This window comes from Amycolatopsis sp. NPDC049688 (genome assembly GCF_040674975.1).
In the GTDB taxonomy this organism is placed as follows: Bacteria; Actinomycetota; Actinomycetes; order Mycobacteriales; family Pseudonocardiaceae; genus Amycolatopsis.
Genome location: NZ_JBFANY010000015.1, coordinates 205,300 through 230,564, shown reverse-complemented (window position 1 = coordinate 230,564; position 25,265 = coordinate 205,300). Strand labels below are relative to the sequence as shown.

The 25,265-nt window shown below is 72.3% G+C and carries 18 protein-coding genes; 6 read left to right on the top strand and 12 right to left on the bottom strand.

The window, feature by feature from the left end; translation table 11 throughout:
• Positions 1–275 precede the first annotated feature (275 nt).
• The 4 genes from AB0J55_RS35750 to leuC all read right to left on the bottom strand — a co-directional run bounded on the left by AB0J55_RS35750 (position 276) and on the right by leuC (position 6,719).
• Positions 276–2,987, bottom strand: a complete 2,712-nt coding sequence (locus AB0J55_RS35750) for a BTAD domain-containing putative transcriptional regulator (protein WP_364258942.1) — start codon at positions 2,985–2,987, stop codon at positions 276–278.
• A gap of 797 nt (positions 2,988–3,784) precedes the next feature.
• Positions 3,785–4,429, bottom strand: a complete 645-nt coding sequence (locus tag AB0J55_RS35745; RefSeq protein ID WP_364258939.1) for an HU family DNA-binding protein — start codon at positions 4,427–4,429, stop codon at positions 3,785–3,787.
• A 233-nt stretch (positions 4,430–4,662) separates the two neighbouring features.
• Positions 4,663–5,265 (bottom strand): 3-isopropylmalate dehydratase small subunit, encoded by a 603-nt coding sequence (gene leuD / locus AB0J55_RS35740; RefSeq protein WP_364258936.1) that lies wholly within the window; start codon positions 5,263–5,265, stop codon positions 4,663–4,665.
• Positions 5,266–5,285: 20 nt separating this feature from the next.
• Positions 5,286–6,719, bottom strand: coding sequence for a 3-isopropylmalate dehydratase large subunit (leuC, locus tag AB0J55_RS35735; RefSeq protein WP_364258933.1), 1,434 nt, complete (start codon positions 6,717–6,719; stop codon positions 5,286–5,288).
• Between the two features lie 143 nt (positions 6,720–6,862).
• On the opposite strand from leuC, the gene AB0J55_RS35730 reads away from it, so the two are divergent.
• From AB0J55_RS35730 to AB0J55_RS35720, 3 genes are all read left to right on the top strand, one after another.
• Positions 6,863–7,564 carry an IclR family transcriptional regulator gene (locus AB0J55_RS35730; protein WP_004560682.1) on the top strand — a complete coding sequence of 234 codons (702 nt, stop codon included), beginning with the start codon at positions 6,863–6,865 and terminating at the stop codon, positions 7,562–7,564.
• A 399-nt stretch (positions 7,565–7,963) separates the two neighbouring features.
• A complete protein-coding gene (locus AB0J55_RS35725; RefSeq protein WP_364258930.1) occupies positions 7,964–8,218 on the top strand; it encodes a hypothetical protein in 255 nt (84 codons plus the stop codon).
• A 35-nt stretch (positions 8,219–8,253) separates the two neighbouring features.
• Entirely contained in the window at positions 8,254–8,832 is a 579-nt protein-coding gene (locus AB0J55_RS35720) for a hypothetical protein (protein WP_364258927.1), read from the top strand.
• Between the two features lie 20 nt (positions 8,833–8,852).
• On the opposite strand, the gene AB0J55_RS35715 is transcribed toward AB0J55_RS35720, so the two are convergent.
• The 5 genes from AB0J55_RS35715 to AB0J55_RS35695 all read right to left on the bottom strand — a co-directional run bounded on the left by AB0J55_RS35715 (position 8,853) and on the right by AB0J55_RS35695 (position 18,412).
• On the bottom strand, positions 8,853–10,904 hold the full coding sequence (locus AB0J55_RS35715; RefSeq protein ID WP_364258924.1) for a glycoside hydrolase family 3 C-terminal domain-containing protein: 2,052 nt from the start codon (positions 10,902–10,904) through the stop codon (positions 8,853–8,855).
• 165 nt (positions 10,905–11,069) lie between these two features.
• Positions 11,070–12,062, bottom strand: a complete 993-nt coding sequence (locus AB0J55_RS35710; RefSeq protein ID WP_364258921.1) for a hypothetical protein — start codon at positions 12,060–12,062, stop codon at positions 11,070–11,072.
• A complete protein-coding gene (locus AB0J55_RS35705) occupies positions 12,059–15,460 on the bottom strand; it encodes an AAA family ATPase (RefSeq protein ID WP_364258918.1) in 3,402 nt (1,133 codons plus the stop codon). The genes AB0J55_RS35710 and AB0J55_RS35705 overlap by 4 nt, the downstream gene beginning before the upstream one ends.
• 1 nt (position 15,461) lies before the next feature.
• Positions 15,462–16,622 (bottom strand): exonuclease SbcCD subunit D, encoded by a 1,161-nt coding sequence (locus AB0J55_RS35700; RefSeq protein WP_364258915.1) that lies wholly within the window; start codon positions 16,620–16,622, stop codon positions 15,462–15,464.
• Between the two features lie 35 nt (positions 16,623–16,657).
• On the bottom strand, positions 16,658–18,412 hold the full coding sequence (locus AB0J55_RS35695; RefSeq protein WP_364258912.1) for an ATP-binding protein: 1,755 nt from the start codon (positions 18,410–18,412) through the stop codon (positions 16,658–16,660).
• A 673-nt stretch (positions 18,413–19,085) separates the two neighbouring features.
• Here AB0J55_RS35695 and AB0J55_RS35690 point away from each other — a divergent pair.
• The 3 genes from AB0J55_RS35690 to AB0J55_RS35680 all read left to right on the top strand — a co-directional run bounded on the left by AB0J55_RS35690 (position 19,086) and on the right by AB0J55_RS35680 (position 21,579).
• Positions 19,086–19,772: an HU family DNA-binding protein gene (locus AB0J55_RS35690; RefSeq protein WP_364258909.1), complete on the top strand. Its 687-nt coding sequence runs from the start codon at positions 19,086–19,088 to the stop codon at positions 19,770–19,772.
• Between the two features lie 955 nt (positions 19,773–20,727).
• A complete protein-coding gene (locus AB0J55_RS35685) occupies positions 20,728–20,916 on the top strand; it encodes a hypothetical protein (RefSeq protein ID WP_364258906.1) in 189 nt (62 codons plus the stop codon).
• A 249-nt stretch (positions 20,917–21,165) separates the two neighbouring features.
• Positions 21,166–21,579: an Lsr2 family protein gene (locus AB0J55_RS35680; RefSeq protein ID WP_364258903.1), complete on the top strand. Its 414-nt coding sequence runs from the start codon at positions 21,166–21,168 to the stop codon at positions 21,577–21,579.
• A 198-nt stretch (positions 21,580–21,777) separates the two neighbouring features.
• On the opposite strand, the gene AB0J55_RS35675 is transcribed toward AB0J55_RS35680, so the two are convergent.
• The 3 genes from AB0J55_RS35675 to AB0J55_RS35665 are packed head-to-tail and all read right to left on the bottom strand — an operon-like array spanning position 21,778 to position 24,918.
• A complete protein-coding gene (locus AB0J55_RS35675; RefSeq protein WP_364258900.1) occupies positions 21,778–22,377 on the bottom strand; it encodes a TetR/AcrR family transcriptional regulator in 600 nt (199 codons plus the stop codon).
• A gap of 28 nt (positions 22,378–22,405) precedes the next feature.
• The gene (locus AB0J55_RS35670; protein ID WP_364258897.1) at positions 22,406–23,470 is read right to left on the bottom strand and encodes a hypothetical protein; all 1,065 of its coding nucleotides are present in this window, start codon (positions 23,468–23,470) and stop codon (positions 22,406–22,408) included.
• The gene (locus AB0J55_RS35665) at positions 23,467–24,918 is read right to left on the bottom strand and encodes an FAD-dependent monooxygenase (RefSeq protein WP_364258894.1); all 1,452 of its coding nucleotides are present in this window, start codon (positions 24,916–24,918) and stop codon (positions 23,467–23,469) included. Before AB0J55_RS35665 ends, AB0J55_RS35670 begins: the two co-directional genes overlap by 4 nt.
• Between the last annotated feature and the right edge of the window lie 347 nt (positions 24,919–25,265).

The following is a 25,265-nucleotide window of genomic DNA, read 5'->3' as shown; positions in this document are numbered from 1 at the left end:
GACAGGGAACTGCCGCACGTCGAGAAGAACGTGTGCTCGGCGCCGACCGCGTCGGCCATCAGCGCCTGCGCTTCGGCCTTGACGCGGTGCCGCCGGCCGTAGTCACAATCGGGCATCGGGGTGGCGGAACACCCCAACCGGCGGGTCCGCAACACCCGATCGAAACCTTCGACGCCAGCCCGACCCACCGCCCCGACAACTTCTACCGCCACAAGACAGCGGTGTGACAGTCGATCTTGGTGTACTGGATCAGGGTCCCGCTGGGCTGCGCCGGGCTAGGGGTACGGCGCATCCCCGGGCGAGGGGTCTTCTGTCGGCACCGTGGCCAGCAGGGCTTGGATCTCCGCGACGCGGGGATCGCCGAGGCGCTGGCTGACCGTCAGCGCCTCGGCCCAGTGACCGCTCGCTTCCCCGGCCCGCCCCATCCGGTGCTTGAGGCGCCCGAGGGTGATCTGGACGTCGATCGTGCCGTAGTCGGCGTTCAGTTCCTTCAGCTCGGCGAGAGCGGCGAGCCCGGCGCTTTCCGCCTCGTCGTGCCGGCCGGCTCCTTCGAGGGCCTCGGCGACGTTTCCGAGCGCCAGCGCCGCGTGGTAGCGGTCGCCGAGTTCCGCGAAAGCCTCGTGGGCGGCCTGGGCCGCTTCGGCCGCGTGGTCGTAGTCGCGCAGGCCGATGCGGCTGGCGCTGACGTTCAGGAGCGCGTGCGGGACGAACGTGCGCTGGCCGTTGTCGCGGGCCAGCCGCACCGCCTGGAGCGCGTGCCGCTCGGCTTTCGCGTATTCCGCGCGGACGTAGTACGCGCCGGCCAGGTTGGAAAGGATCGCCACCGTCAGCGCCGTGCCGTCGCCGGCCTCCGACGCCGCGCGCGCTTCCTCCAGGGCTTCGAGCGCCTTGTCCGGCTGCAGCGTGCGCAGGTAGGCCGAGCCGAGGTTGTTCGCGCTGTACTGGAGGCCGATGTTGTCGCCGGCGTCGCGGGTGGCGGCGACCGCCGTGCGCGCGGTGGTGATCCAGTCTTCACGGTCGTGGCGTTCGGCGAAGAAGCCGCGCAGCAGCCAGGCCAGCTTCCACGCGTGCGCGGTCCAGCCGTGCCCGGCGGCGATGCCGACCAGCGCCGTCAGGGCCTGGCGTTCGGTCGTGTACCAGGCGATCGTCTGCTCGTGCTGTGCGAACCGGACGGCGGGCAGCGGCGCCGGGTCGAGCGTGATGTCCTCGGTGAGCAGGTCGGGGCGGACGAGTTTGTTCGCTTCGGCGACACTCGCGAGGTACCAGTCGACGAGCCGGCGCAGCGCGGCTTCGCGTTCGCCCGCGGTCGTTTCCGTTTCGACGAGTTCGGCGGCGTAGACGCGCAGGAGGTCGTGGAACTGGTAGCGGTCGGTGCCGGGCTGGTTGAGCAGGTGGGCGGCGGCGAGCTGGTCGGCGAGTTCGCGGGCTTCGCGCAGGTCGGCGCCGGCGAGCGCGGCGGCCGACGACAGGGTGAAACCGTGGCCGGGGTGGAGCCCGAGCAGGCGGAAGAAGCGCGCGGCGGCCGGGCGCAGGGCCTTGTACGACCAGGAGAACGCGGCCCGCAGGTCGGTGCCGGCGTCCTGCGGGTCGCGGAGGGTGTCGAGCCGCAGCCGCTGGTCACGGAGTTCTTCGACGATCCCGGCGAGCGAAACGCCGGAGAACCGGGAAGCGCGTTCCCCGGCCAGCGCCAGCGCCAGCGGGAGCCGGCCGCAGAGCTCGACGAGTTCGGCGACGGCGTCGGGCTCGGCGGCGAGCCGCTGCGGCCCGACGCTGCCGGCGAGCAGCGCGGTGGCGTCACGGTCGTCGAACGAACGCAACGCGATGCGGCGGGCGCCGTCGCGGGCGACGAGGCCGCGCAGCTGGTTCCGGCTGGTCACCACGACGAGGTTGCCGGGCCCCGGCAGGAGCGGGCGGACCTGGTCGGCGTCGCGGGCGTTGTCGAGCAGCATCAGGGTGCGGCTGCCCGCCAGCCTGCTGCGCAGCAGCGCCGACCGTTCCTCCACTGTGGAAGGCAGCGTCTCGGGCGGGACGCCGAGGGCGCGGAGGAAGCCGGCCAGCGCGGCGCCGGGCGTGACCGGGGTGCCGGCGGAGTGGCCGCGCAGGTCGAGGAACAGCTGCCCGCCGGGGAAGCGGTCGCGGACGCGGTGCGACCAGTGCACGGCCAGCGACGTCTTCCCGACACCCGCGGTGCCTTCGATGACGACGATGCCGGAGGCGCCACCGGGCGGCAGCCGGTCGAGTTCGGCGATTTCGGGGCCGCGGCCGGTGAAGCCGGCGACGTCGAAGGGCAGCTGCCGCGGCACGGTGTGGACGGCCGGGTCGGCATCGGCGGCGAGCAGTTCGGCGTGCAGGCGGCGAAGGTCTTCGCCCGGTTCGACGCCGAGTTCGTCGGCCAGCAACGCGCGCAACCCGGCGTAGCGCGCCAACGCTTCGGCGCGGCGCCCGGAGCGGGCGAGGGCGCGCACCAGCCGTTCCCACAACGACTCCCGCAGCGGGTGCTGCGCGACGAGGTCGGTCAGTTCGGCGACGAGCCGCGCATCGGGGACGAGCCCGACGTCGAGATCGATGCGCTGTTCGACGGCGAAGAGGTACCGCTCGGTCAGCAGCGGCCCCCATTCGGCGGCCAGCGCGGGAGATCCGACGCCTTCGAGCGGGACGCCGCCCCAGGTGCCGAGGGCGGTGGTGAGCAGCTCGCGCCGGTGGGCGGGTCCGGTGGCGGACGCGGCCTGGTCGAGGGTGTGGAGGAAGCGCAGGGCGTCCACCCGGGACGGGTCGACGACCAGCCGGTAGCCGTCCGGTTCGGTGACGACGGAGTCTTCGCCGCAGAGCCGGCGCAGGCGCATGACGTAGGTTTGCAGGCTGCCGCGGATGTGCGCGGGCGGAGTTTCCCCCCAGACACCACGCGCGAGGGCATCGATGGAGACGAGCCGCCCGGCGGAGAGGGCGAGGGTGGCGAGCAGCGCGCGTTGCCGGGAACTGGTCAGCACGACCGGCGAACCGTCGACGAGCACCTGGAACGGGCCGAGCAGCCGGATGTCGATGGTGGTCGCCCCCAGGTTCGCCTCGCCCCGCCGGCCCCGCCGGACGCGGGCCAGGAACGCAGCGTGGCATCACTCGGCCGGGCGCTCAAGCAACTTTGGGAAATTGGACGGAACCGCTTCCGGGGCGACGGTTGCGCCGAGTGGGTGGCGGACGGCGCCGGTTCGGTGGCAGGCACCGGCGATGGGTGACTTTGGGCGACCACTGCCTGGCGTGTGTGGAGGGTCGGTTGGTGCCGGGACAGTCGGGTTGCGCGTGCCTGGACAGTCGGCTCGCGTACCGAGAGGGTCGGCTCGCGGTTTTGGATGGTCGGTCCGCGTACCGGGATGGTCGGCTTGCTTGGCCGGGCGCTCGGATTCGCGCGCCCGGGGTCTCGGTTAGCCGGCGACGGCTCAATTCGCGGCCGACCGCCGGGGTACGCGAGCCGACCGCCCCGGTACGCGGACCGACCATCCAGGCATGCAAGCCGACCGGACGAATTCGCGGACCGACCGCCTAGGTACGCAAGCCGACCGTCGGGGTACGCGAGCCGACCGCCTGGGTACGGGAGCCGGCCGAGTCCGGGGTTGGGCAGGCGGCGGGCGTGGATCGCTTCTGCCGCACCACCGCCGCACCCGGACATGCGGCGGGGCCCCGCGCAAGTCGCGCGGGGCCCCGCCGAATCACTGCTCGCCCAACAGGAGGTCACCCCCCCAGGGGACCCCCTGATTTCACGTTACCGCAGGGGTCCGACAGTTTCGGGTGGTCAGGCCTTCTTCGCCGCCGTCGTGGTCCGCTTGGCCGGTGCCTTCGCCGCCGTCGTCTTGCGGGCCGTGGTGGTCTTCGCCGCCGTTGTCTTCGCCGCTGCGGCCGGCTTTGCCGTGGCCGTCTTGGCCGCCGTCGTCTTGGCCGCCGTCGTCTTGGCCGCCGTCGTGCGGGCCGTTGTCGTCTTCGGGGCCGCCTTTGCCCGGGTGGTCGTCGTCTTCGGGGCGGCCTTGGCCGCCGTTGTCCGAGTCGCCGCCGGCTTGGCCGCCGCCGTGCGGGAGCGGGTGGTCGTCGTCGCTGCCGGCTTGGCCGCCGTCGTGCGGGTGCTCGTTGCCGTTCGCTTCGCCGGTGTTGCCTTCGGCAGCTTCTTCGCTCCGGAAACGACGTCCTTGAACGTGGTCCCGGCGCGGAACGCCGGCACGTTCGTCTTCTTGACCCGCACCGCTTCGCCGGTGCGCGGGTTGCGGGCCGTCCGGGCCGCGCGGGCGCGCTTTTCGAACACGCCGAAGCCCGTGATGTTGACCTTCTCGCCCTTGTTGACCGTCCGGATGATGATGTCGACCAGACCGTCGACCGCCTCGGAAGCGGCCTTCTTGTCGCCCAGGCGCTCCGTCAGCGCCTCGATCAGCTGGGCCTTGTTGGCCATGTCCAGTCCTCCAGGAAGGCTCCACGGCCGCATCGGCCGGCTAGCGACACGGTATTACCAACGCAGCACAAATTCCAAACGGTACGCGGAACTTTCCCTTGTCCCGGGAAGGGTTCCGCCTCGCGCGCCACCCCGGTAAAAGGGCTCGCGGAGGGCCGTTCGGCAGAGAAACCGACATCCACGAAAAGGGGCGGAACCCCTTGCGCAGCAAGAGATTCCGCCCCGGAAATCGATCAGCCCGCGGACACCGGCGTCGTCGTCGGCTTCCAGGACGGGCGGGCCGCCTCGAAGCTGTCGATCTCACCGGCATGGCGCAACGTGAGAGCGATGTCGTCGAGGCCCTCCAGCAGCCGCCAGCGGACGTAGTCGTCGATCTGGAAGGGCGCGGTGAAGTCCTTGGCCCGCACGGTCTTGGCCTCGAGGTCGACCGTGACCTCGCTGCCGGGCTCGTTCTCCAGCAGCTTCCAGAGCAGTTCGACGTCGTGCTGCTCGCACTGCGCGGCCACCAGGCCGCCCTTGCCGGAATTGCCGCGGAAGATGTCGGCGAACCGGGCGGAGATGACGACCCGGAAGCCGTAGTCCATCAGCGCCCAGACGGCGTGCTCGCGGGAGGAACCGGTTCCGAAGTCCGGCCCCGCGACCAGCACGCTCCCGTTCTTGAACGGCTCCTGGTTGAGGATGAAGTCCTGGTCACCGCGCCAGGCGGCGAACAGGCCGTCCTCGAAGCCGGTCCGGGTCACCCGCTTGAGGTAGACCGCGGGGATGATCTGGTCGGTGTCCACGTTGGACCGGCGCAGCGGGACGCCGACGCCGGTGTGCTGGGTGAACGGTTCCATGGCGGTAGCTCCTCGGGTGGTCAGCGGGCGGCGGTCAGCAGGTCTTCCGGCGACGACAACGTGCCCCGGACGGCCGTGGCGGCGGCCACCAGCGGCGACACCAGGTGCGTCCGGCCGCCCTTGCCCTGCCGGCCCTCGAAGTTGCGGTTCGACGTCGACGCGCTGCGCTCCCCCGGCTTCAGCTGGTCCGGGTTCATGCCCAGGCACATCGAGCAGCCTGCCTGGCGCCACTCGGCGCCCGCGTCGGTGAAGACCTGGTCGAGCCCCTCCTCCTCGGCCGCCTTGCGGACGCGCATCGAGCCGGGAACCACCAGCATCCGGACCGAGTCCGCCACTTTCCGCCCCCGCAGCACCTCGGCGGCGGCCCGCAGGTCCTCGATCCGGCCGTTGGTGCAGGAGCCGAGGAAGACGGTGTCCACGGCGATCTCCCGCAGCGGCGTGCCCGGCTTCAGGTCCATATAGGACAGGGCTTTCTCTGCGGCGATGCGGTCGTTCTCGTCCGGGATCTGCTCCGGATCGGGCACCTCGGCGCCCAGCGGGAGCCCCTGGCCGGGGTTGGTGCCCCAGGTCACGAACGGCGTCAGCTCGCTCGCGTTCAGGTGCACCTCGGCGTCGAACTCGGCGCCGTCGTCGGTGCGCAGCTGCCGCCAGTTCTCGACCGCCGCGTCCCAGTCCGCGCCCTGCGGGGCGTGCGGACGGCCCTTCAGGTAGGCGAACGTCGTCTCGTCGGGGGCGATCATCCCGGCGCGGGCGCCGGCCTCGATCGACATGTTGCAGACGGTCATCCGGGCCTCCATCGAGAGGGCCTCGATGGCCGAGCCGCGGTACTCCAGGATGTAACCCTGGCCACCGCCGGTGCCGATCTTGGCGATCACCGCCAGGATGATGTCCTTCGCCGTGACGCCGGGCCGCAGCTCGCCGTCGACAGTGATCGCCATCGTCTTGAAGGGACGCAGCGGCAGCGTCTGGGTGGCCAGCACGTGCTCGACCTCGGACGTGCCGATGCCGAAGGCGATGGCGCCGAACGCGCCGTGCGTGGAGGTGTGGCTGTCGCCGCAGACCACGGTCATGCCGGGCTGGGTCAGGCCCAGCTGCGGGCCGATGACGTGCACGATGCCCTGCTCGGCGTCACCCATCGGGTGCAGCCGGACCCCGAACTCGGCGCAGTTGCGGCGAAGCGTGTCGACCTGGGTGCGCGAGACCGGATCGGCGATGGGGAGCTCGATGTCGACGGTCGGGACGTTGTGGTCCTCGGTCGCGATGGTCAGGTCGGGGCGGCGCACCGGCCGCCCGGCCAGGCGGAGGCCGTCGAAGGCCTGCGGGCTGGTGACTTCGTGCAGCAGGTGGAGGTCGATGTAGAGCAGGTCCGGTTCGGCGCCTTCGCCTCGGCGCACGAGGTGGCTTTCCCACACCTTCTCCGCCAGCGTGCGGGCCTTGCCGGTCGGGCTGGTCATCTCCGGCTCCTTCCACGGTTCGTCGACGAACTCGCCGCGCGCACCTGCGAACGGGATGCGAGCCACGGAGGGAGGGCGCAGCTCGAGTTCAGGGTTTTCCCAGATGCTGGACTTCCCAAAGTGCGGGACGCTAGTATCGGGTCGTGGGACAGCATAGCGGTATCGGAGTACTGGACAAAGCAGTGGCCGTCCTGCAGGCGGTCGCGGACGACCCCTGCGGCCTCGCGGAACTGTGCACGCGGACGGGCCTCCCCCGGGCCACCGCGCACCGGCTCGCGGTGGGCCTGGAGGTGCACCGGCTGCTGCGCCGAGGTCCGGACGGGCGCTGGCGCCCCGGTACGGCACTGGCCGAGCTCGCGGGCGGTTCGACGGACCCCCTCCTCGACGCGGCGGGCGTGGTCCTGCCGAAGCTGCGCGACGTGACGGGCGAAAGCGTCCAGCTGTACCGCCGCGACGGAGTCCAGCGCGTGTGCGTCTCGACGGCCGAGCCCCCGAGCGGCCTGCGCGACACGGTCCCGGTGGGCTCCCGGCTCCCGATGACGGCAGGATCGGGCGCAAAGGTGCTGGCGGCCTGGGCGGACCCGCACACCCAGCGCACAATCCTGGCGGACGCGGTCTTCGGCGAGCGAACGCTCCTGGAGGTCCGACGGCGCGGCTGGGCGCAGAGCGTGGCCGAGCGCGAGCCGGGAGTGGCCAGCATTTCGGCCCCCGTGCGCGACTCGGCGGGAACCGTGGTGGCGGCAGTGTCGGTATCGGGCCCGATCGAGCGAATCGGCCGCAAACCAGGAGCCCGCTGGGCAGCAGACCTGCTCGCAGCAGCGGACGCACTGCAAGAACGCCTCTGAGGCCCGAACAAACCGCGGACGCGCAGGAACAGCACCCCGAGCGCAAAGGCAACAAACACCGGAGGGCAAGAGCGGAACGGCACCACGACGCCACCCAGACCCCCGCAACCCCGATCCGAAGCCCCAACACGGCCGGCGGCACCGGGTCAAGGCACGCTTTCCCGCCTTGACCCGGTGCCGCCGGCCGTAGTCACAATCGGGCATCGGGGTGGCGGAACAGCCCAACCGGCGGGTTCAAGGCGGCGAAGCGCAACCGGCGCCTTCAGGCACCGGAACCCACCCAGCTCACATGACGACTCGGTCACCGTCATGCACCTATTCGAGTGAGCCTCGCCAAAACCGCGTACTCGGTGACGCCCGTCACGTCTCCTAAGTATCAGCACCACAAAGGGGGAGACCATGACCACCGAACTGAACCGCCGCGCCCTGGCGATGCTGCGAGCCGTCGACGCCGGCCGCGCCGAGCTCACCTGCAGCTGCGAACCCGACCTCCGCGTCGACGGCCTGCCGTGCTGCGACCAGGCAACTGCCCACCAGCTGGCCCGAGCCGGCCTGATCCGGCCGGCGCGAGTCGTCGCCGTCGGGCAGTGGACGCGGGCGGAGCTCACCGAAGACGGCAGGCTCGCCCTGGGCGGGACACTCGCCGCCGCCTGACGCAACCTTCCGGGCCCCTCGCGCGTGTAACACCCGTGAAGATCGTTGCGGCGCTGCTCGCCACCGGCCTGCTGCTGACCGCCTGCGAGCGCACCCCGGCCGAAGCCCCGCCTTCCCACTACCTGAGCCCGGTCGACACCATCCCGCCCTCACCCATCGCCGATCCGGTACTGGTGCACTGGATGGACGGCTTCTGCACCGCGGTCCACGGCTACCGGAACCGCGCCCAACGCGAGGCGGACCCCACGCGGCCGACTCCCGGCAGCGTCGCCGAGGCGCAGCGGGAACTCAGCGCGGACTTGGGCGCGATGGCCGCCCGCACCGGCGAGGTCGTCGCCGAACTGGACGCGCTGCCCGCCGCGCCGGTACCGGTCGCCGAGACCGCGCGCCGGGCGTTCGCGGCGAAGTTCTCGAAAGCCCACGACCGCGCGACAGCGGCGAAGGCCCGGCTCGACCGCGCGAAGCCGGGCGACCAGGCGTCCCAGGCCCCGGCGGCCGAAGCCCTCGAGCAGGCGCAGCAGGACATCGAGGGCACCTACGACCCGGTCGGCGCGGTGACGTCGTCGCCGGAGCTGATGCTCGCCGCCGAGAACGCGCCGGGCTGTAAGGCCTGAGCTCCGCCGTCACCCCGCCATCATCGCGCGAGCGGTGCCTGCAGCGGCAGCGAGCGCGACGAGTCCCCGACGGACACCGTGAACCCGCCACGCACCGGCTGCCACGCGTGCTTGCCGATGTCCCAGACCGAGAAATCACGCGCGTCCAGCCGGATCGTCACCCGCTGGGCCTGGCCCGGCCGCAGCGAAACCCGCGAGAACCCCTTCAGCTGCCGCAGCGGCTCGCCCGCGGCCGCCGGGAAACCCAGGTAGAGCTGGGCGACCTCGGCTCCTTCGCGATGGCCGGTGTTCCGCACCGTGAACGTCGCCGTGGCGCCGTCGCCGGTGGTGCGCACCTTCAGGTCCGAGAAGGCGAACGTCGTGTACGACAGGCCGTGGCCGAACGGGAACAGCGGCGTGCGGCCCTGCGCGTCGAACCAGCGGTAGCCGACCTGCAGGCCCTCCGAGTACGTCGCCACTCCGTTGACACCCGGGAACTGCGCCGGGGTGTTCGCCGGGGTGTCGGCGTCCGCCGCCGGGAACGTGATCGGCAGCTTCGCCGACGGGTTGACGTCGCCGAAGAGCACGCCCGCCACCGCCGCGCCGTCCTGCTGGCCGGGGTACCACGCCTGCAGGATCGCCGGCACGCGCGACGCCCAGGGCATGAGCACCGGGCCGCCGCTCTTCACCACGACCACGGTGTGCGGGTTCGCCGCGGCGACGGCCGCCACCAGGGCGTCCTGGTTGCCGTCCAGGGCCAGGCTCGGCCGGTCCTTGCCCTCGGCTTCGTTGTCCCCGACCATCACGACGCTGACGTCGGCGGTCCCGGCCAGCGCGGCCGCGCGCGCCACGTCGCTGCCGTCGTCGAGGGTCACGAGGGCACCGGGAACCCGCTGCCGCAGGCCCGGCAAGGGGTCCACTGTGGACGTCGGGATGACGGCCGAGCTGCCTCCGCCGCCGGTCTTGGCCTTCGTGGCGAACGGCCCGATGAGCGCGATCGACCGCACGCCCGCGTCGAGCGGGAGCTGGGCGTGTTCGTTGCGCAGCAGCACCATGCCGCGTTCGGCGAACTCCTTGGCGGCCGCGTCGTGCTGCGCGGTGGGCAGCGGGGTGAGCACCGGCGGGTGGTCGAACTGGCCGAACGCGAACATCGTGCGGAACCGCGGCAGCAGCAGCTCGTCGACGCGCTTCTCGGTGACCTGCCCGGCCAGCACGGCCTGCTTCAGCTTCTCGCCGTACCAGGTGCCGTCGATCATTTCGAGGTTCATGCCGGCGTTCGCCGAGCCGACGGTGCTGTGCGCGGCACCCCAGTCCGACTGGACGAACCCCCGGAACCCCCAGTCGTCACGCAGCTTGCCCTGCAGCAGCGCCGGGTTCTCGCACGTGAACACCCCGTTGATCTTCGGATAGGCGCACATCACCGAGCCCGCGCGCCCTTCGGTCACCGCCTGCTCGAAGTGCGGCAGGTAGAGCTCGTTGAGCGTGCGCTCGTCGATGCGCTCGTCGATGCTGTGGCGATCGGTCTCCTGGTTGTTCGCCGCGAAGTGCTTGACCTCGGCGATGGTGCCGTTCTCCTGGATGCCGCGGATGTCGGCGGCGGCCAGGGTGCCCGCGAGCACCGGGTCCTCCCCCATGCCCTCGAACGTCCGGCCGTTGCGCGGGACGCGGGCGATGTTGATGTCCGGCCCCTCCGACACGTTGTGCGCGAGCGCGCGCGTCTCGTCGCCGATCAGGCGGCCGTACCGGCGCGCGAGGCCGGTGTCGAACGTCGACGCCAAAGCCATGGTGGCCGGCAGCGCGGTCGCCGGCTTCTGCGGCTTGTCGTCGGCCGGGCCCATGCCCGCCGGGCCGTTGGCGATCCGGAAGCCGGGCACGCCCAGCCGCGGGATCGGCGGCACGAACCGCTGGTGCTCGGCGTCGGGCTGCAGGTGCAGCTGGGAGATCTTCTCGTCGAGCGTCATCGCGGCGACGAGCTCGGCGGCCCGGCTGTCGGGTGACTGGCGGGCGTCGCGCCACGGCTGGGCTTCCGCGGCCGACGGCGTCGCCGTCGACAACCCCAGGACCACGACGAAAACGAGCGGGCCGTAGCGCATCGAGTCTCCCTCGCCATCGAACGGGACCAACGGCGGCCAAGCTAACCCATACGTGACAAGGAAACATAGACTCGATTTACGTTCACGTACTTGAATTCCCGGGTTTCCCCGGCTCAAGCCCGGGAACACGCACCGGCGGCCGTGGCCGAGAAAACCCTGATCGGCCTAACGGGCGGCGGCCAGCCGCAGCGCCCGGTAGACGAACTGCTGGTCGCCGAGCCGGTGCCGCAGGTCGCGCTCCAGCCCGGCGATCGGGTACAGGTTCTGCGGCGCGCGCGAGTCCTTGTAGGGGACGGACGCGAACCGCCCCAGCACCGACTGCGTCAGGTTGGCCAGCTCGGCCACCTCCGCGCGCCCGAGGTGCGGGGCCGCCTCCACGCGCACCACCCCCGACCACGGCGGGCCGCCCGCCGACGGCAGCCGCAGGTACCACGAATGCCGCACCCAGGTCGTGCCCATCAGGAACACCGGCGTGCGCTGGTGCGCGCCGAGCCGGCCGACCAGGGAGTTGAGCTCGCCGGGCAGGTACGTCGTCTGGTGGCTCTTGATGAACCCGACGGTCCGCTCGAGGTGCGCCCGGCCGCGCAGCGGGCCGTCGACGACCAGCAGGTCGTCGCGGACGTGGCCGGCGATCGCGGTGCGCGCCCGGATCGCGGTCTCCAGCTCGGTTTCGGCCAGCTGCTCCTGCAACGCCGACGACAGCACCACCGGCAGCGGCTTGTCCTCCTTGGCCGCCGCGCGGTGCGCGGTGTAGATCCCGGCCGGGGTGGCGATGTCGTCCGCCCGCGGGGCGACCGTGAAGAGGCCGCGCCGGACGTCGGTGCCGACGACGTGCGCCTGCCCCTCGCAGCAGCACACGACCCCGGCCGCGTAGGACGCGCAGATGCCGATGGACGCCGAGTTCGTCCCGGCCGGGTCGTCGATCCAGACCCGGGCGTCGATCCGCCGGACGCCGTCGACGAAGCACACCGCCTCCGGCACCGGAACCGGCGACGGGTCGATCGGGGCCCACTCGGCCGCCGGCACCTCGACGTCGAGCTCGACCTCGGCCTGGGACCGGCCGAGGTCCTCGGCCTCCATCGAGCTGCCGTAGCCCGGGTCCCAGGCGTCGATGCTGAAGTTCATCCCGGCCACCGCATTGAATTGCGGAACGGTCATGCGCCCTCCCTGGCGATGTGCGAGCCGGCGCCGTCCCGGGTCACCTGGAACCGCACCGGGACGCGCTCGGCGAGCGCCGGCACGTGCGTGATCACCCCGACCATCCGGCTGCCGGTGGCGGCGAGGTTCTCCAATGTGGACGCCACGACGTCGAGGGTGGCCTCGTCCAGCGTCCCGAAGCCTTCGTCGAGGAAGATCGACTCCAGCCGGGTCGCGCCCTCGGCGGCCATCGCGCCCAGCTGCGAGGACAGCGCGAGGGCCAGCGAGAGCGACGCCTGGAACGTCTCGCCGCCGGACAGCGTCTTCACCGGGCGGCGGGCGTCGGCCTCGTTGTGGTCCACCACCAGGAAGTCGCCCTTGTCGTGGGTCAGCTCGAACTGGCCGCCGGACAGCTCCAGCAGCGACGCCGAGGCTTCGGCGACCAGGGTGTCGAGGGCCCCGGCGATCAGCCAGCGCGGGAACTTGTCCGAGCGCAGGAGATCCGCGAGCAGCCGCGCGACCTGGGCGTCGGACTCCGCGGCCGCGATGTCGCCCCGCAGCCCGGCCACCCGGGCGACCCGCCGCTGCATCTCCGTGTGGTCGCCTTCCGCGCGAGCCCGGGCGGCCGCGACGGCGACCGGGACGCGGTCCCGCACCGGACCTTCCGGCACGGCGACGCCGAGCGCGGTGACGTCGTCGGCGACCGCGCGTTCGGCCACGCGCAACGCTTCGGCGGCTTCCCCTTCGGCGGTCGTCGCCGCGGCCAGCCGCTCGCGGTGGGCAGCCGCCTGACGCGCGGCCCATTCCGTGAGCGCGGTCCAGGCGTCCAGGAGACTTTCGCCGTCGATCGGCGGCGCACCGAGGCGGACCAGCGGATCCCGCGCCCGGGACAGGCGTTGCCGCTCCGCGTCGACCTGGGCGCCGATGCCCTCCTGCGCTTCCACCGCGCGTTTCGCGGCCGCCCGCGCGGTTCGCAGGTCCGCGTCCGCCGCCTTCGCGGCTTCTTCGAGCGAAGCGACCTTCGCGAGCTGCTCGGTGACGACTTCGGCCGAGGGCGCGCCGGCCAGGGCCGCGGTCAGTTCGCCGTGGCGACGGCGGGCGTTCGCCCACCCGGTGCTCGCCGCCTGCTCGGCCAGCGCCGCCTCTTCCGCCCGCTTCCGCCGTTGTTCGGCACTCCGCTCGGCGGAGGTGAGGTCGTCGGCCGCGACGGCGGCTTCCTTGCCCGCGGCTTCCGCGGCCGCCTCCAGGGAAGCCAGGACCGTGCGGCGTTCGGCCGAAGCAGCAGCCGCCCACGCGGTCAGGCGCTGCCAGGCCGCCGGGACGTCGTCGGCGTCGATCGCCGGCGCGCCCAGCTCGACCAGGGGATCGCGGGCCACCCGCAGGGCTTCGCGGGCGGCCGCGACGGATTTCCCGAGCACGTCGGCGTCGTGCTGCGCCGCCGCGCGTTCGGCGCGGGCCGCGGCGAGTTCCGCGTCCGCGGCCCGGGCCGCCTCGGCGACGCGGGCGCGGCCGTCGATCGTCGCCGACAGCCATTCCCCTCGTTCCCGCACGGCGGCGACGAGATCCGCGTAGTCCTGCTCCGAGAAAGCGGCCTCGACCGGGCGGCGCAGCACCGGCGACCCGGGCGGCCCTTCGACACCCACGAGGGCGGCACGCAGTTCTTCCGCCTGCGCGGCCGCGGACGCGCTCGCGTCGGCGTCACGGTCCACCGCGCGCTCCAGCTTGCGCAGCGCCGACTCGGCGGTGGCGCGATCCCGTTCCGCGCGCTCGAGGCGTTCCTTCGCCTCGGCCAGGTGGGCGTGCCCGCCCGCGTCCGGCAGCGTCGAGACCTCCTGCTCGCACACCGGGCACGCGTGCCCGACGGCGAGCCCGGCCCGCAGCACCAGGGCCTGCCCGGTGCGTTCGGCTTCGGCCAGCTCGGCCTTCGCTTCGGCGACTTTGGCGTCGGCACGCGCGAAGGCGGTTCGCGCGCCTTCGAGTTCCTTGCGGCGCGCGGCCTGCTCCGGCGCGGCCTTCCGCTGCGCGTCGCACACTGTATAAAGCGTGCGGGCGTCCGAGCGGGCAGCGGCGAGCGGGGCGACGTCGGGCTGCGCCGCCAGCGCAGCCCGCGCTTCGGCGTCGGCGGCCTCCGCCGCGTCGAGCCGAGCGGCCGCGTCCGCCGTGCGCTTAGCCACCCGCGCCGCTTCGGCCGTCAGGTCCCCCAGCTCGGCGGGCGCCTTCAGCCCGGCCAGGCGATCGCGGTCGTGCCGGGCCTTCTCGGCTTCGGCGGCGGCGTTCTCGGCCGCGCGGGCCGTGGTGTCCCGGTTCTTCCGGGCCGCTTCGACGATCGACACCGCTTCGGCGACCGCGACGGCGGCGGCGTCTTTGGCCTGCGTTGCCGCCTTTGCGGCTTCTTCCAGGCCCGGGAGCGCCTTCTCGGTCGCGGCGAGCTCCGTGCGGTCGGCGCGGATCCGTTCCAGCTCGCTTCGCGCGGGAGCGGCGGCGAGCGCGGCCCGGGCGGTTTCGTCCGCCGTTTCGGCCGTCTCCAGCCCGGCCCGGGCCGCCGTGGCCGCCTCCGCCGCCGTCCGGCGCCGGGTTTCGAGGTCTTCGACACCGTCCGGGCGTTCCACCGCCTCGAGGACGCTCAGCTCCTGCGTCAGCGTGGCGACGTGTTGGCGGGCTTCGTCGTGCGCGCGTGCCGCGTCGTGCAGTCCCGGCAGCGCCGCGTTCACCCGGGCGTCCAGCTCCGCGAGCGCGGTCATCCGCGCGGCCAGGTCCGCGACGGCTTCCTCGGTGGCGTCGGCGTAGCTGCCGAGCTGCTCGGTGAGGACGGCGGCGCGCTGCTTCTGCTGCTCCGCCGTCACCCCGGCGCGGCGCCCGATCCGCTCGTAGACCTCCAGGCCCAGCAGCTTGATGAGGATCTTCTGCCGGTCGGCGGCCTTGGCGTGCAGGAACTCCGCGAAGTCGCCCTGAGGCAGCGCGACGCAGGTGCAGAAGTGCTTGAACGTCAACCCGAGCAGGCGTTCGATCGCCGGGGTCACCTCGGAGTCCGCGGCGATGGCGTCGGCGTCGTCCTCCGGACCGCCGAGCGCGGCCGGGTCGGCGAGCCGTTCCAGCCGGACGTTCTTGACGCTGACCGTGGGTTTCTTCCCGCCGCTGCGCCGGACTTCCCGCACCACGTGGTAGCGCGCGCCGCCGGCGTCGAAGACCAGCCGCACGGTGGCGCGGTTGACCGTCGGCGCCAGCGCGGGCGCGACGAGGCCCTCGTGGTCCCAGCGGGCGACGGACCCGTAGAGGGCGAAGGTGAGGGCGTCGATCACGGTGCTCTTGCCCGCGCCGGTCGGGCCGACGAGCGCGAAGTAGTCCGTGTCCTCGAAGCTGACTTCGGTCTTCTCGCGGAAGGACGCGAAGCCGGTCATCTCCAGCAGCACTGGCCGCATGTCACACCCCGCTCGTCTCTTCGTCGTGCAGCCGCGCGAAGAGCGTCTGCACGCGCTTGTCGTCGACCGTCCGCTCCGCGCAGTAGGCCGCGAACAGCTCCCCCGGCGAGCGGTCCGCGACCGCGCGGTCGCCGCCCGAAGCCGTCACCGGCGCGGCGAACTCCGGGTCGATGCGGATCTCCAGGGCGTTCGGCAGGGCTTCCTGGATCTCCTCGCGCAGCCCGGCCCTGGTCGCTTCGCGGACGTACACGCGAAGGTAATCCTCGCCGAACTCCTCGGCGCGGGCGGTCAGTTCCGCCACCGTGCCGTGGACCGTCCGCAGCTTCCGGCCCGCCTTCAGCGGGATGTCGGTGACCTTCGCCGGCGTCGTCGGGCTCACCTCCACCGACAGCACGACGCTGGTGTTGTCCTGCTCGCCGAAGTCGACGGCGAACGGCGAACCGCTGTAGTGCACCGGGCACGCGGCCGGCAGCGACTGGCGCCGGTGCAGGTGGCCGAGGGCGACGTAGTGCGGTTCGGCGCCGAACGCCGTCGCGGGCACGTGGTACTCGAAGATCGACTGCGCGGCGCGTTCCCCGCCGCCCATCGCGCCGCCGGTCACCGTCAGGTGCGCCATGACGAGGTTCACCGCGCCGGGCGTGAACCCGGACTTGAGGTGGTCCAGGATGTCGCGCACGCGCTGGTCGTACTGGCCGACGTTGTCCGCCGGGGTCCCGGTGAGCAGCTCCGCGGCGCGGACCGCGTAGCGCTGCGAAAGGAACGGCAGCACGGCGACGTTGACGCGCTCGCCCGTCGAACGCGCGTCGAACGAGAAGACGCCGCCGTCGTGGACCGGGCGGGGATCGCCGGTGAGCTGGATGCCGGCCGCCTGCAGCAGCGGCCGGTACGCCTCGAAGGTCGCGGCGTGGTCGTGGTTCCCGGCGATGGCGAGCACCTCGGCACCGGTTTCGCGCAGTGCCATCAGCGCCCGCACCACGAGTTCCTGCGCGGCCGCCGAGGGCGCCGACGTCTCGTAGAGGTCGCCGGCGACGAGGATCGCGTCGAACCGCCCGTCCCGCGCGATCCGGACGATCTCGCCGAGCACGGCCCGCTGCTCGTCGAGCCGGTTGCGGCCCTTGAGCGTCTTGCCGATGTGCCAGTCGGAGGTGTGCAGGAACTTCACCCTTCGTCCTTCCGTTCGGGGGGTGGGCGGTGGGCTCAGAACGGCGGCGGGTCGTCACCGAAGGGGTCGCTGCCGCGCGAAGGGAGGCCGGCGAAGGGATCGCTGTTCTTCTTCGACGTAGCCGGCGCTGCGGTGGCCGCCGGGACCTGCCCGGCCTCGGAAAGCCGCGTGGCCCAGGCCGGGAACGGGAAGCCGACGGCGATCGGCACCGGGATCTCCGGCTGGCTCACGAACATCGTGCCCGGCGTGGCGAGGGTGGCGCGGACCCGCTGGCTGGCCGGGAGGAAGCCGTACTCGGGCCGCGAAGCCTCGGCGGCGTCGAGGCGGCCGACGATCCGCACCGAGCTGTTGCTGACGATCCGGCGCTCGACCTCGCTGGCGGTCTGCTGCGCGCCGATCAGGATGACGCCGAGGGAGCGCCCGCGCTCGGCGATGTCCAGCAGCACCTCCTTGATCGGGCTGCTGCCTTCCCGCGGCGCGTACTTGTTCAGCTCGTCCAGCATGGTGAACAGCAGCCCGCCGGGGCCGGCCGCCTCCTTGCGCGCGGTCTCGGCCGCGAGCGTCACGCCGACGACGAACCGCTGCGCGCGCTCGACGAGGTTGTGGATGTCCACGACGGTCACCTGCTGGTTCTCCGTGGACAGCTTGCGCGCCGGGTGGTCGGCGAGGTCGCCGCGGATGAGGCCGTTCAGCGCGCGCTGGCTGGAGCGCAGGCGGCGGATGAAGGCGTTGACCGTGCCGGCGCCGGTGACCGCGCCCGCCCAGCTCGCCCGGGTTTCCTCGTCGGTGACGCGGTCGCAGATGACGTCGATGAGCTCGGCGTAGGTGCGGCACAGGACGCCGTCGACGGTGGCGGCGCCGTCCTTGCCCGCCGGGGTGCTGTCGTGGTGCAGCCGGTTCGCGACCTGGTGGATGACCATCGTGTACTGGTTGCGCTCGTCCTCGGCGTCGGCGAAGACGTAGGGCAGCAGGTCCTGGGCGCAGAACTCCGCGATGGTCCACCAGAAGGCGCCGACGCCGGAGGTCCGCCCGGTCACGTAAGGCTTCCCCGTCGTGTCCGACGGCGTGGGCGGGGCGTAGAAGCCGACGGACGCGAACGGCTCCGCGGGCAGGCCCAGCTTGAGGTACTCGCCGGTGAGCTTCTCGTCGAGGTGGACGTTGGGCGTGTCGAGGAACAGCAGGTCCTCGCCCTTGACCGAGAAGACGAGGGCCTTGGCGTTGTGGGCGTTCGGCAGCGCGCCGCCGCGGAAGATCGAATGCAGCAGGAACAACGCGAACGACGTCTTCGTGGCCACGCCGGAGACGCCGCTGATGCTGACGTGCGCGCCGCGGGTGCCGTCGAGGAAGTCCATGTTGAGGTAGACGGGTTCGCCGTCCCGGCCCAGCCCGACCGCCACCTGGCGGGTCATGTTGTCGAAGTACAGCGCCTGCGCGCGATCTTCCCCCTTGGCGCGCTCGACGACCGACCCCGGCTTCGGCGGCACGTAGCACTCGGGTTCGACGCGGGTGGTGGCGATCTCGGCGATCTCCTGCACCTGGGCGGGCAGGACCCCGTCGGAGATCAGGAAGACGTCGCTGCCGAAGCTGGCGCCCTCGTGCCGCGCGCTCACCTGCGTCACGACGCCGTAGGAGGTGACTTCGCCGAGCCCGGGCAGCTGCCGCCGGGTCACGACGACGTCGTCGAGCTGCAGATAGGCTTCCGGGTCGATGGCCACGCAGAACTGCAGCGGCGTCGAGTCCTCGGTGCCTGCGACCCGTCCGACGACGGTGGTGAGCGTCTCCTGGTCCACGGTTCTCCCTGTCCGCCCGGGGCTTCCTCCCGCGGCAGACTAGCCCGGGGGGACGACAGTCCCGCGGCCAACACGGCGTTGCCGCGGCGGGGACCGCAGGCCGTCACCGCAGGCCACGACTGCGCCGAACGAGTGAGCTCACCCTTCGGGGGCGATCTTTCCGGCACCGCAGGCCCTTCCGGGTCCGGGCGCGTACCCGTCGCCGGGCACCCGGGCGGCCGTCGCCGCGGCGGAGTTCGCTGCGCCGTCGGCCAATCCCCTTGCCGCCCCGGCGGGAGCGCCCGGAGACCCCCGCGGCCCCCGGCTCCGGGGGCCGTCCGGGCGGCCCGCGATCCCCGGCCGCTGCGGGGGATCGGGCCGGCGGTGGCATCGGCCACACGCCGGGGTGCCCGCTCCGGCGTGTCGCGGGAAAAGTTCTCCGGAAGGGCCTCGGGTCCTATATGGACGACCACTGTGGACGGCGGCGGTACCGGGTTTTGCCTGCTCAGGGGCATGGCGGAGGTCCGGGTCGCGTTCCGGGCGGCGTCCGGGGGAGGTCCCGGCGGGGGCGGAACCCGCCCTCGTACAAGGAAATATTTCGACCCCCGGTTGGATTTTGTGCGGTATTGGTAATACCGTGTGCAGTGTCGGCCGAGATGGGCCGTGACGAGTAGTTCCACTATGGAGGACTGGAATGACGAACAAGGCCCAGCTGATCGAGGCGCTGTCGGAGCGTCTGGGCGACAAGAAGGTGGCTTCGCAGGCCGTTGACGGTCTGGTCGACATCATCATCCGGACGGTCAACAAGGGCGAAAAGGTCAACATCACCGGCTTCGGGGTGTTCGAGAAGCGCGCTCGCGCCGCCCGGACCGCGCGCAACCCGCGCACCGGTGAGGCCGTGCGGGTGAAGAAGACCAACGTGCCCGCGTTCCGCGCCGGGACCACGTTCAAGGACGTCATCTCCGGCACCAAGAAGCTGCCGAAGGCCACCCCGGTCAAGCGCGCCACCGCGGCGACGACCAGCACCCGGGCGACCGCCACGAAGACCGCGGCCGCGTCGGCCCCGGCCAAGGCGACGACTTCGCGGGCCACCACCTCGCGCGCGGCGGCGGCCAAGCCGGCCACCACGCGTTCGACGACGACCCGCACCCGCACGGCGGCCGCGAAGCCGGCGGCGAAGGCGACTGCGACCAAGGCCACGGCCACGAAGGCGGCCCCGAAGACGACGGCGGCCAAGGCCACCACGGCGAAGGCGACCACCACCCGCGCGAAGACGGCGGCGGCCAAGCCGGCGGCGGCGACGAAGACCGCGGCGGCGAAGAAGACGACGACGGCGGCGAAGGCCCCGGCCAAGCGCACGTCGGCCGCCAAGAAGAAGTAACAACGGCGACCTCGGAAGGGCCCCGCACCAGGCTGGTGCGGGGCCCTTCCGCCGTTTCCGGGTGGGTGCAGGCAGGCGTGGGGCTGCGGCGCGCCGAGGGAACGCCGGCCGCGGCGCACCGGCTCTCGCCCATGCCAGCCCCTCGGTACGCAAAGGCCAGCCGCCACAGCGCACCACCGCCCACGCCGACCCCTCGGCCCGCAAACACCAATTACGGCGGCGCACCGGCTCTCGCCCATGCCAGCCCCTCGGCGCGCAAACACCAGCCGCCGCAGCGCGCCAGCTCCAGCCCACCCCAGCGCTCAGACAGCCCCTCCGCGCGCGAACACCAACCGCGGCTGCGCACCACGCCGGGCAGTCTCTCGGCGCGCAAGGCCAGCCGCCACAGCGCACCACCGCCCACGCCGACCCCTCCGCGCGCAAACACCAAGCTCGGCGGCACACCACCGCCCGGCCGTCTCTGGGCGCGCAAACACCACCCGCCGCAGCGCACCAGCTCCAGCCCACCCCAGCGCTCAGACAGCCCCTCCGCACGCCAACACCCTCCGGCGGCGTTGTGATCCGGCGGCGCACCCTTTCGCCCTCCGGAGGCCACTGAGGCCGTTCCCGTGCCGAACCGACATCAGCGAGCGGCGATGAGTTCCGGCGAAGCCCCCAGCCCATCCCTCGCCGAGCCCACATGAGCCGCCGGGTTCCCGGAATGCCGCCCTTCCCCGCGCGAGCATTCCGCCCCGACATTCCCCTCTTCCCCAGGAACCACCACCGCCGCGGTGAACGCCGTTTCCCCCGGCCCGGAACCGGTCCCGGTCACCCGCTCACCCGATCCACCCGCACCCCGCCGGAGAATTCCCCCGACCCACCCGTTGGGGTGAACGCCGTCCGAATCGGGCGGCTGTGGTTGTCCTCCGGTCTCCCGGGGTAGCCGGAAGAAACCCCGTCCGACCGAGGAGTGGCGATGACCGAGAACGAAAACCGGCCCGGGGACGACGACCTCGCCCGGAGCCGGCAGTCCATCAAAGAGGCCAAAGAAGCCGCCGAGAAGGCCGACCTGGCCGATCCGGCCGAAGGGGACGCCGGCGAGGCCGTGCCCACCGATCCGCCCTACCACCACGGCGAGCAGGGGTCCACACCCTCCGGTACCTAGATTCCGGGCCGCCATTTCCGCCGGTATTGCCGCTCCCGGGCGAACCGGGCGGGTGCGGCCTTTCGCCCGGAACGCGGCGGCCGGCCAGTCCTATCAGGACCCGGCCGGCCGCCGTCCGTTCCGCGGTTGCGGGAGGAAATTGCCGTATCTCTCCTCGGGTGGATACACTCCACCGAAGAACGCCGACCATTGTGCAACTTGTCACATGTCGCGTTCCCCCGGACGCACATCCAGCTGAGGAGCATTCACGTGGCCCAGAAAGTCCTCGTCGAGATCCTGGACGACATCGACGGCAGCACCGCCGCCCAGACCGTTCAGTTCGGCCTCGACGGCGTCACCTACGAAATCGACCTTTCGGACGGCAACGCCACCGCCCTGCGCGACGAACTGGCCCGCTACATCGCGGCCGGCCGGCGCATCGGCGGCCGGAAGGTCCGGGTCGCGACCGGCCAGTCGACCACGACCAGCACCACCGACCGCGAGCGCAACCAGCAGATCCGCGCCTGGGCCAACGCGAACGGCTACGAGGTTTCCGAGCGCGGACGGCTGTCCTCCGAGGTGATCTCCGCCTACGAGGCCGCCCAGGCCGAGGAAGCCGAGACGCCCGCCGCCCCGCCGCGCAAGCGTGCGCCGCGCAAGAAGGTCGCCGCCGCCAAGAAGTAACGCGGTGGCCGGCAGATCACTGGGGAAAGATCACGGCCGCGCGGGCGGCGGGGACTGAACCTCCTCGCCGCCCGCGTCCGGCATTCCGCGGATCGGACGTGGGCACCGTCACAGATCCGCGTTGTCAGGAATTGTCATCGCATTCGGCGCAGTCCTTTTCCCGACCACAGCGCGACCGTGCGGACACCGACAGCGAAACTACCCCCGCAACGCCGGCCCGATCCACCGGCGGACCAGGGTCCGCAGTTCGTCGTCGGTGAGCGGCGGGGTCGACGGGTACTGCAGGAAAGACAGGAACAGCCGCATCAGGAGCTCGGCGAGCCCGCGCAGCTCCGCCTCGGTGGTGACGCCGGCGGCCGCCCAGTCGACCGGGACGTTGCGGAGGATCCGCGCGCCGTAGGAAAAGGCCAGCGGGGAGACGACCCCGTCGGTGAAGAAGTCGGCTTCGCCCGCCTGCAGGAGCAGGCCCATGTGCGGTTCACCGGGGATCGCCCGGACCGCGAACACCACGGACTCCACCGCGGCTTCCTCGGCGCTGCCGAACGCGGCCAGGTGGCGTTCCATCCGCCCGGCGAACTCCTCCACCCCGGCCAGTGCCACCGCGCGGAGGATGTCCTTCAGGCCCGGGAAGTAGCGGTAGACGGTCTGGCGGGTGACGCCGGCTTCGGCGGCGACGTCGGAAAGGCTCGTCTTGGCCAGGCCGGCCCGGTCGAGGCACGCCGTCGCGGCTTCGACGATCCGGCGGCGTGCCTCGTCTTCGGTGCCGGGCGGGTTGCCCTGCCATCCGTGGTGCCCCATACGGTCCATCTTCCCCGAGCCGGCGGGGTCAGCCGGCGGCAGGTGCTTTCCGCGACAGCGCGAGCAGCAGCAGCCCGGCCACGGCGAAGCAGGCGAGCGCGTAGAGCCCGCTGCCGATCGGCGTGCCCTCCGGGGTGAGACCGTCCTGGGCGGCGAAGTACGCCGGCAGGGCGCCGATCCAGCACACGAGCAGCCCGCCCAGGTAGACAGCCGGGTAGTACCGCGTGAACGCCGGCAGCGGCTCCGGCCGGGAAGACCGCAGGACGACCACGGCACCGGCCAGCCAGATCAGGACCAGTTCGACGCCGAGGATCCACGCCTTCGCCGTGGTGTTTCCGCCCGCGAGCCCCGAAGGGATGCCGGCGACCGCCATGGCGAGTGGCGTGAGGACGCCGGCCAGCAGGATCCGCGGCACCAGCGCCCATCCGCGGCGCGGTACCGGGCCGCCGGCCAGCCGCACGACCAGGTACGTCATGGCCGCCATCGAAACCGACGCGAACAGCACCATGCTGGTCATCGGCACCGACGCGAGTGACGGGTGGTTGACGATCGCGTTGCCCGGGTTCCACGCCCACCACTTCAGCTGCGGGCCGAGCTGGTCGAAGACCTCGTAGAACACCTGGCAGACGAACGCGACGGCCACCGAACTCCTCAGCGCGCCCCGGCGGAAGATCCCGAGCGAACGCACGAGCTCGTAGGCGAGCTGGCTGATCACCGGGTAGAACGCCACGATGTAGAGCGGCAGCCGGTCCGCCATGAACTGCACGGTGAACCGGTTGTGGGCGAAGATGAAGCCGTACAGGCGGTCCAGGCCGAACCACTCCGGGAAGTACAGCGGCGGCTCGGTGACGAAGAGGTAGACCAGCGACGCCCACCACAACGCCAGGTTCACCGGATCGCCCGCGCGGTACCGGCGGACCGCGTGCACCAGCGCGAACACCGCGCCGCCCACGACGAGCAGTTCCAGCAGCGGCATCGTCCAGTGCGCGAGCGCCCACGGCGGCCGGACCGAAACCACCGCGGACACGTCGTGGCAGCCGAACCCGAGGCCGCGGGTGACGGCTTCGGCGTCCGGCCCGCAGCCCGCACTCATCGCGCGACCGCCGTCGAATAGTCCGTCGCCGGCGGTTCCGCCTGGGGGTCGAATCCGGACGGTACCCGCTGGCGGCCCAGCGCCTTGCGGACGCGGTGGCGGAGCAGTCCCGCGAGCACGCGGGGGTTGCGCAGCATCTGCCCCAGCGATTCGTCCAGGTTGAACACCTTGGCGAAGTGCTCGTCGACCACGGCGTCCTCCCGGGCGGCGCCGACGACGAGGCTGAACGCCGGGGCCGACAGCGCCGCGACGAGGCGCCGCCGCCATTCGGGCAGCTGTTCGGTGCCGGTCGCGCACGCGTAGCCCTGGTCCCGGGCCATGGCCAGGCTCCACGGCACGCGAAGCAGCTTGCGTTGCGCGGCCAGGAACCGCGCGGAGAACCCCGCGTCGAGGTGCCCGGCGCGGGCGAGGTGCTCGCGCAGCAGCAACGCCGAACCCGACGCGGAGCTGATGCCCTGGGCGTAGAAGGGGTTGAACGCGCAGATCGAATCGCCGACGAAGACCAGCCGCCGCGGCGGGGTCCGCAGGCGGTCGTAGCGCCGCCACTTGTTGCCGGTCGACCGGGTCAGGTGGACCGGGGAGGCCGGCTCGCACCGGTCCATCGCGGCGGCGAACAACGGCGTCCGGACCCGGCGGGCCGTTTCGACGAAGGCGTCGGTGGTGCTGGGCATCTCGAGGCCCCACGACCCCATGCACGCGATGACGCGGTTGCCTTCGACGGGGAAGAAGTTGACCAGGTACTCGTGCTCGGCGGGGTGTTCGCCCTTGTCCGGCGTCGGCATGATCACCAGGTGCCGCCACCACCAGGACGCGGGGCGTTCGGCGGGCAGGTCGTACCAGCGGGAGGTGTAGGTGACCTTGGCGTCGAGCGTCCGCACCTCGGGTTCGGGCCAGCCGGCCGCCACCAGCCAGCCGGCGACCGGGGAGCCGCGGCCCATCGCGTCCACCACGAAGTCGGCGTCGACGTGGTCGTCCGCGCCGGACGCGGTGAAGCCGACTCCGGTGATCTCGCCGTCGTGCGTGGTCAGGCCGCGCACCGACGCTCCCTCGCGGACGACGACGTTGCCCAGCTCGCGCACCTTGTCCCGCAGCACGCGCTCGATGAGGATCCGCGAGCCGTAGACCATCGTCATGGCGCTGCGCTTGCGGGCCGACCAGCCCGGGCCGTCGAGGTAGGCCGCGTCCATGGACGGCATCAGCAGCAGGCCGCCGGCGGCGATGAGGTCGTCCTCGAACCCGGGGAACAGCGCACCGATCGCGCGCCGCCCGGAGTTCAGCAGGAAGTGCGGGTGCTTGCTCTGCGGCACGCCGCGCCGGTGCCCGGCCCCGGCGGGCAGTTCGTCGCGTTCCAGCACCAGCACATGGTCGAAGTACGGGGCGAGCGCGCCGGCGGCGCACAGACCGGCGGCACTGCCGCCCAGGACGACGGCGGTCTTGCCGAGCCGCATGCGGACCAACTCCCGTCATTCATACAAAGAGACATCGAATGTATGAATGACAAGGCGGGGGTGTCAAGCCCCCACCGACGTCCACAGTGGACACTTTTGCCCGATTCGCCGGAGATTTCCGGCTTCGCCCCCGGCAATTCGACGACGCCGGTTGCCAACCGCGGAACTCGCCATCTAAGCTCTCTCCAGCACAAATGTTAGCGTTAACACCTTGCAGTGCCGCAGGGAGGTTTCCATGCTGTTCGTCGTCGCCGGTTCGCCCTGAGCCCCTCGCTCCGCTCCTGATCACAGGCCCGGAAGCGGCCAGGCCCGGCCGGCTCACCCCAGGTCTTTCCCTCATTCCGGCT

What these genes read in the sequence shown, in the direction of transcription:
- AB0J55_RS35685 (WP_364258906.1), top strand. Translation starts at nt 20,728, where the DNA reads ATGACCGAGAACGAAAACCGGCCCGGGGACGACGACCTCGCCCGGAGC.
- leuD (WP_364258936.1), bottom strand. Translation starts at nt 5,265, where the DNA reads ATGGAACCGTTCACCCAGCACACCGGCGTCGGCGTCCCGCTGCGCCGG.
- AB0J55_RS35725 (WP_364258930.1), top strand. Translation starts at nt 7,964, where the DNA reads ATGACCACCGAACTGAACCGCCGCGCCCTGGCGATGCTGCGAGCCGTC.
- AB0J55_RS35715 (WP_364258924.1), bottom strand. Translation starts at nt 10,904, where the DNA reads ATGCGCTACGGCCCGCTCGTTTTCGTCGTGGTCCTGGGGTTGTCGACG.
- AB0J55_RS35670 (WP_364258897.1), bottom strand. Translation starts at nt 23,470, where the DNA reads ATGAGTGCGGGCTGCGGGCCGGACGCCGAAGCCGTCACCCGCGGCCTC.
- AB0J55_RS35710 (WP_364258921.1), bottom strand. Translation starts at nt 12,062, where the DNA reads ATGACCGTTCCGCAATTCAATGCGGTGGCCGGGATGAACTTCAGCATC.
- AB0J55_RS35690 (WP_364258909.1), top strand. Translation starts at nt 19,086, where the DNA reads ATGACGAACAAGGCCCAGCTGATCGAGGCGCTGTCGGAGCGTCTGGGC.
- AB0J55_RS35745 (WP_364258939.1), bottom strand. Translation starts at nt 4,429, where the DNA reads ATGGCCAACAAGGCCCAGCTGATCGAGGCGCTGACGGAGCGCCTGGGC.
- AB0J55_RS35705 (WP_364258918.1), bottom strand. Translation starts at nt 15,460, where the DNA reads ATGCGGCCAGTGCTGCTGGAGATGACCGGCTTCGCGTCCTTCCGCGAG.
- leuC (WP_364258933.1), bottom strand. Translation starts at nt 6,719, where the DNA reads ATGACCAGCCCGACCGGCAAGGCCCGCACGCTGGCGGAGAAGGTGTGG.
- AB0J55_RS35665 (WP_364258894.1), bottom strand. Translation starts at nt 24,918, where the DNA reads ATGCGGCTCGGCAAGACCGCCGTCGTCCTGGGCGGCAGTGCCGCCGGT.
- AB0J55_RS35675 (WP_364258900.1), bottom strand. Translation starts at nt 22,377, where the DNA reads ATGGGGCACCACGGATGGCAGGGCAACCCGCCCGGCACCGAAGACGAG.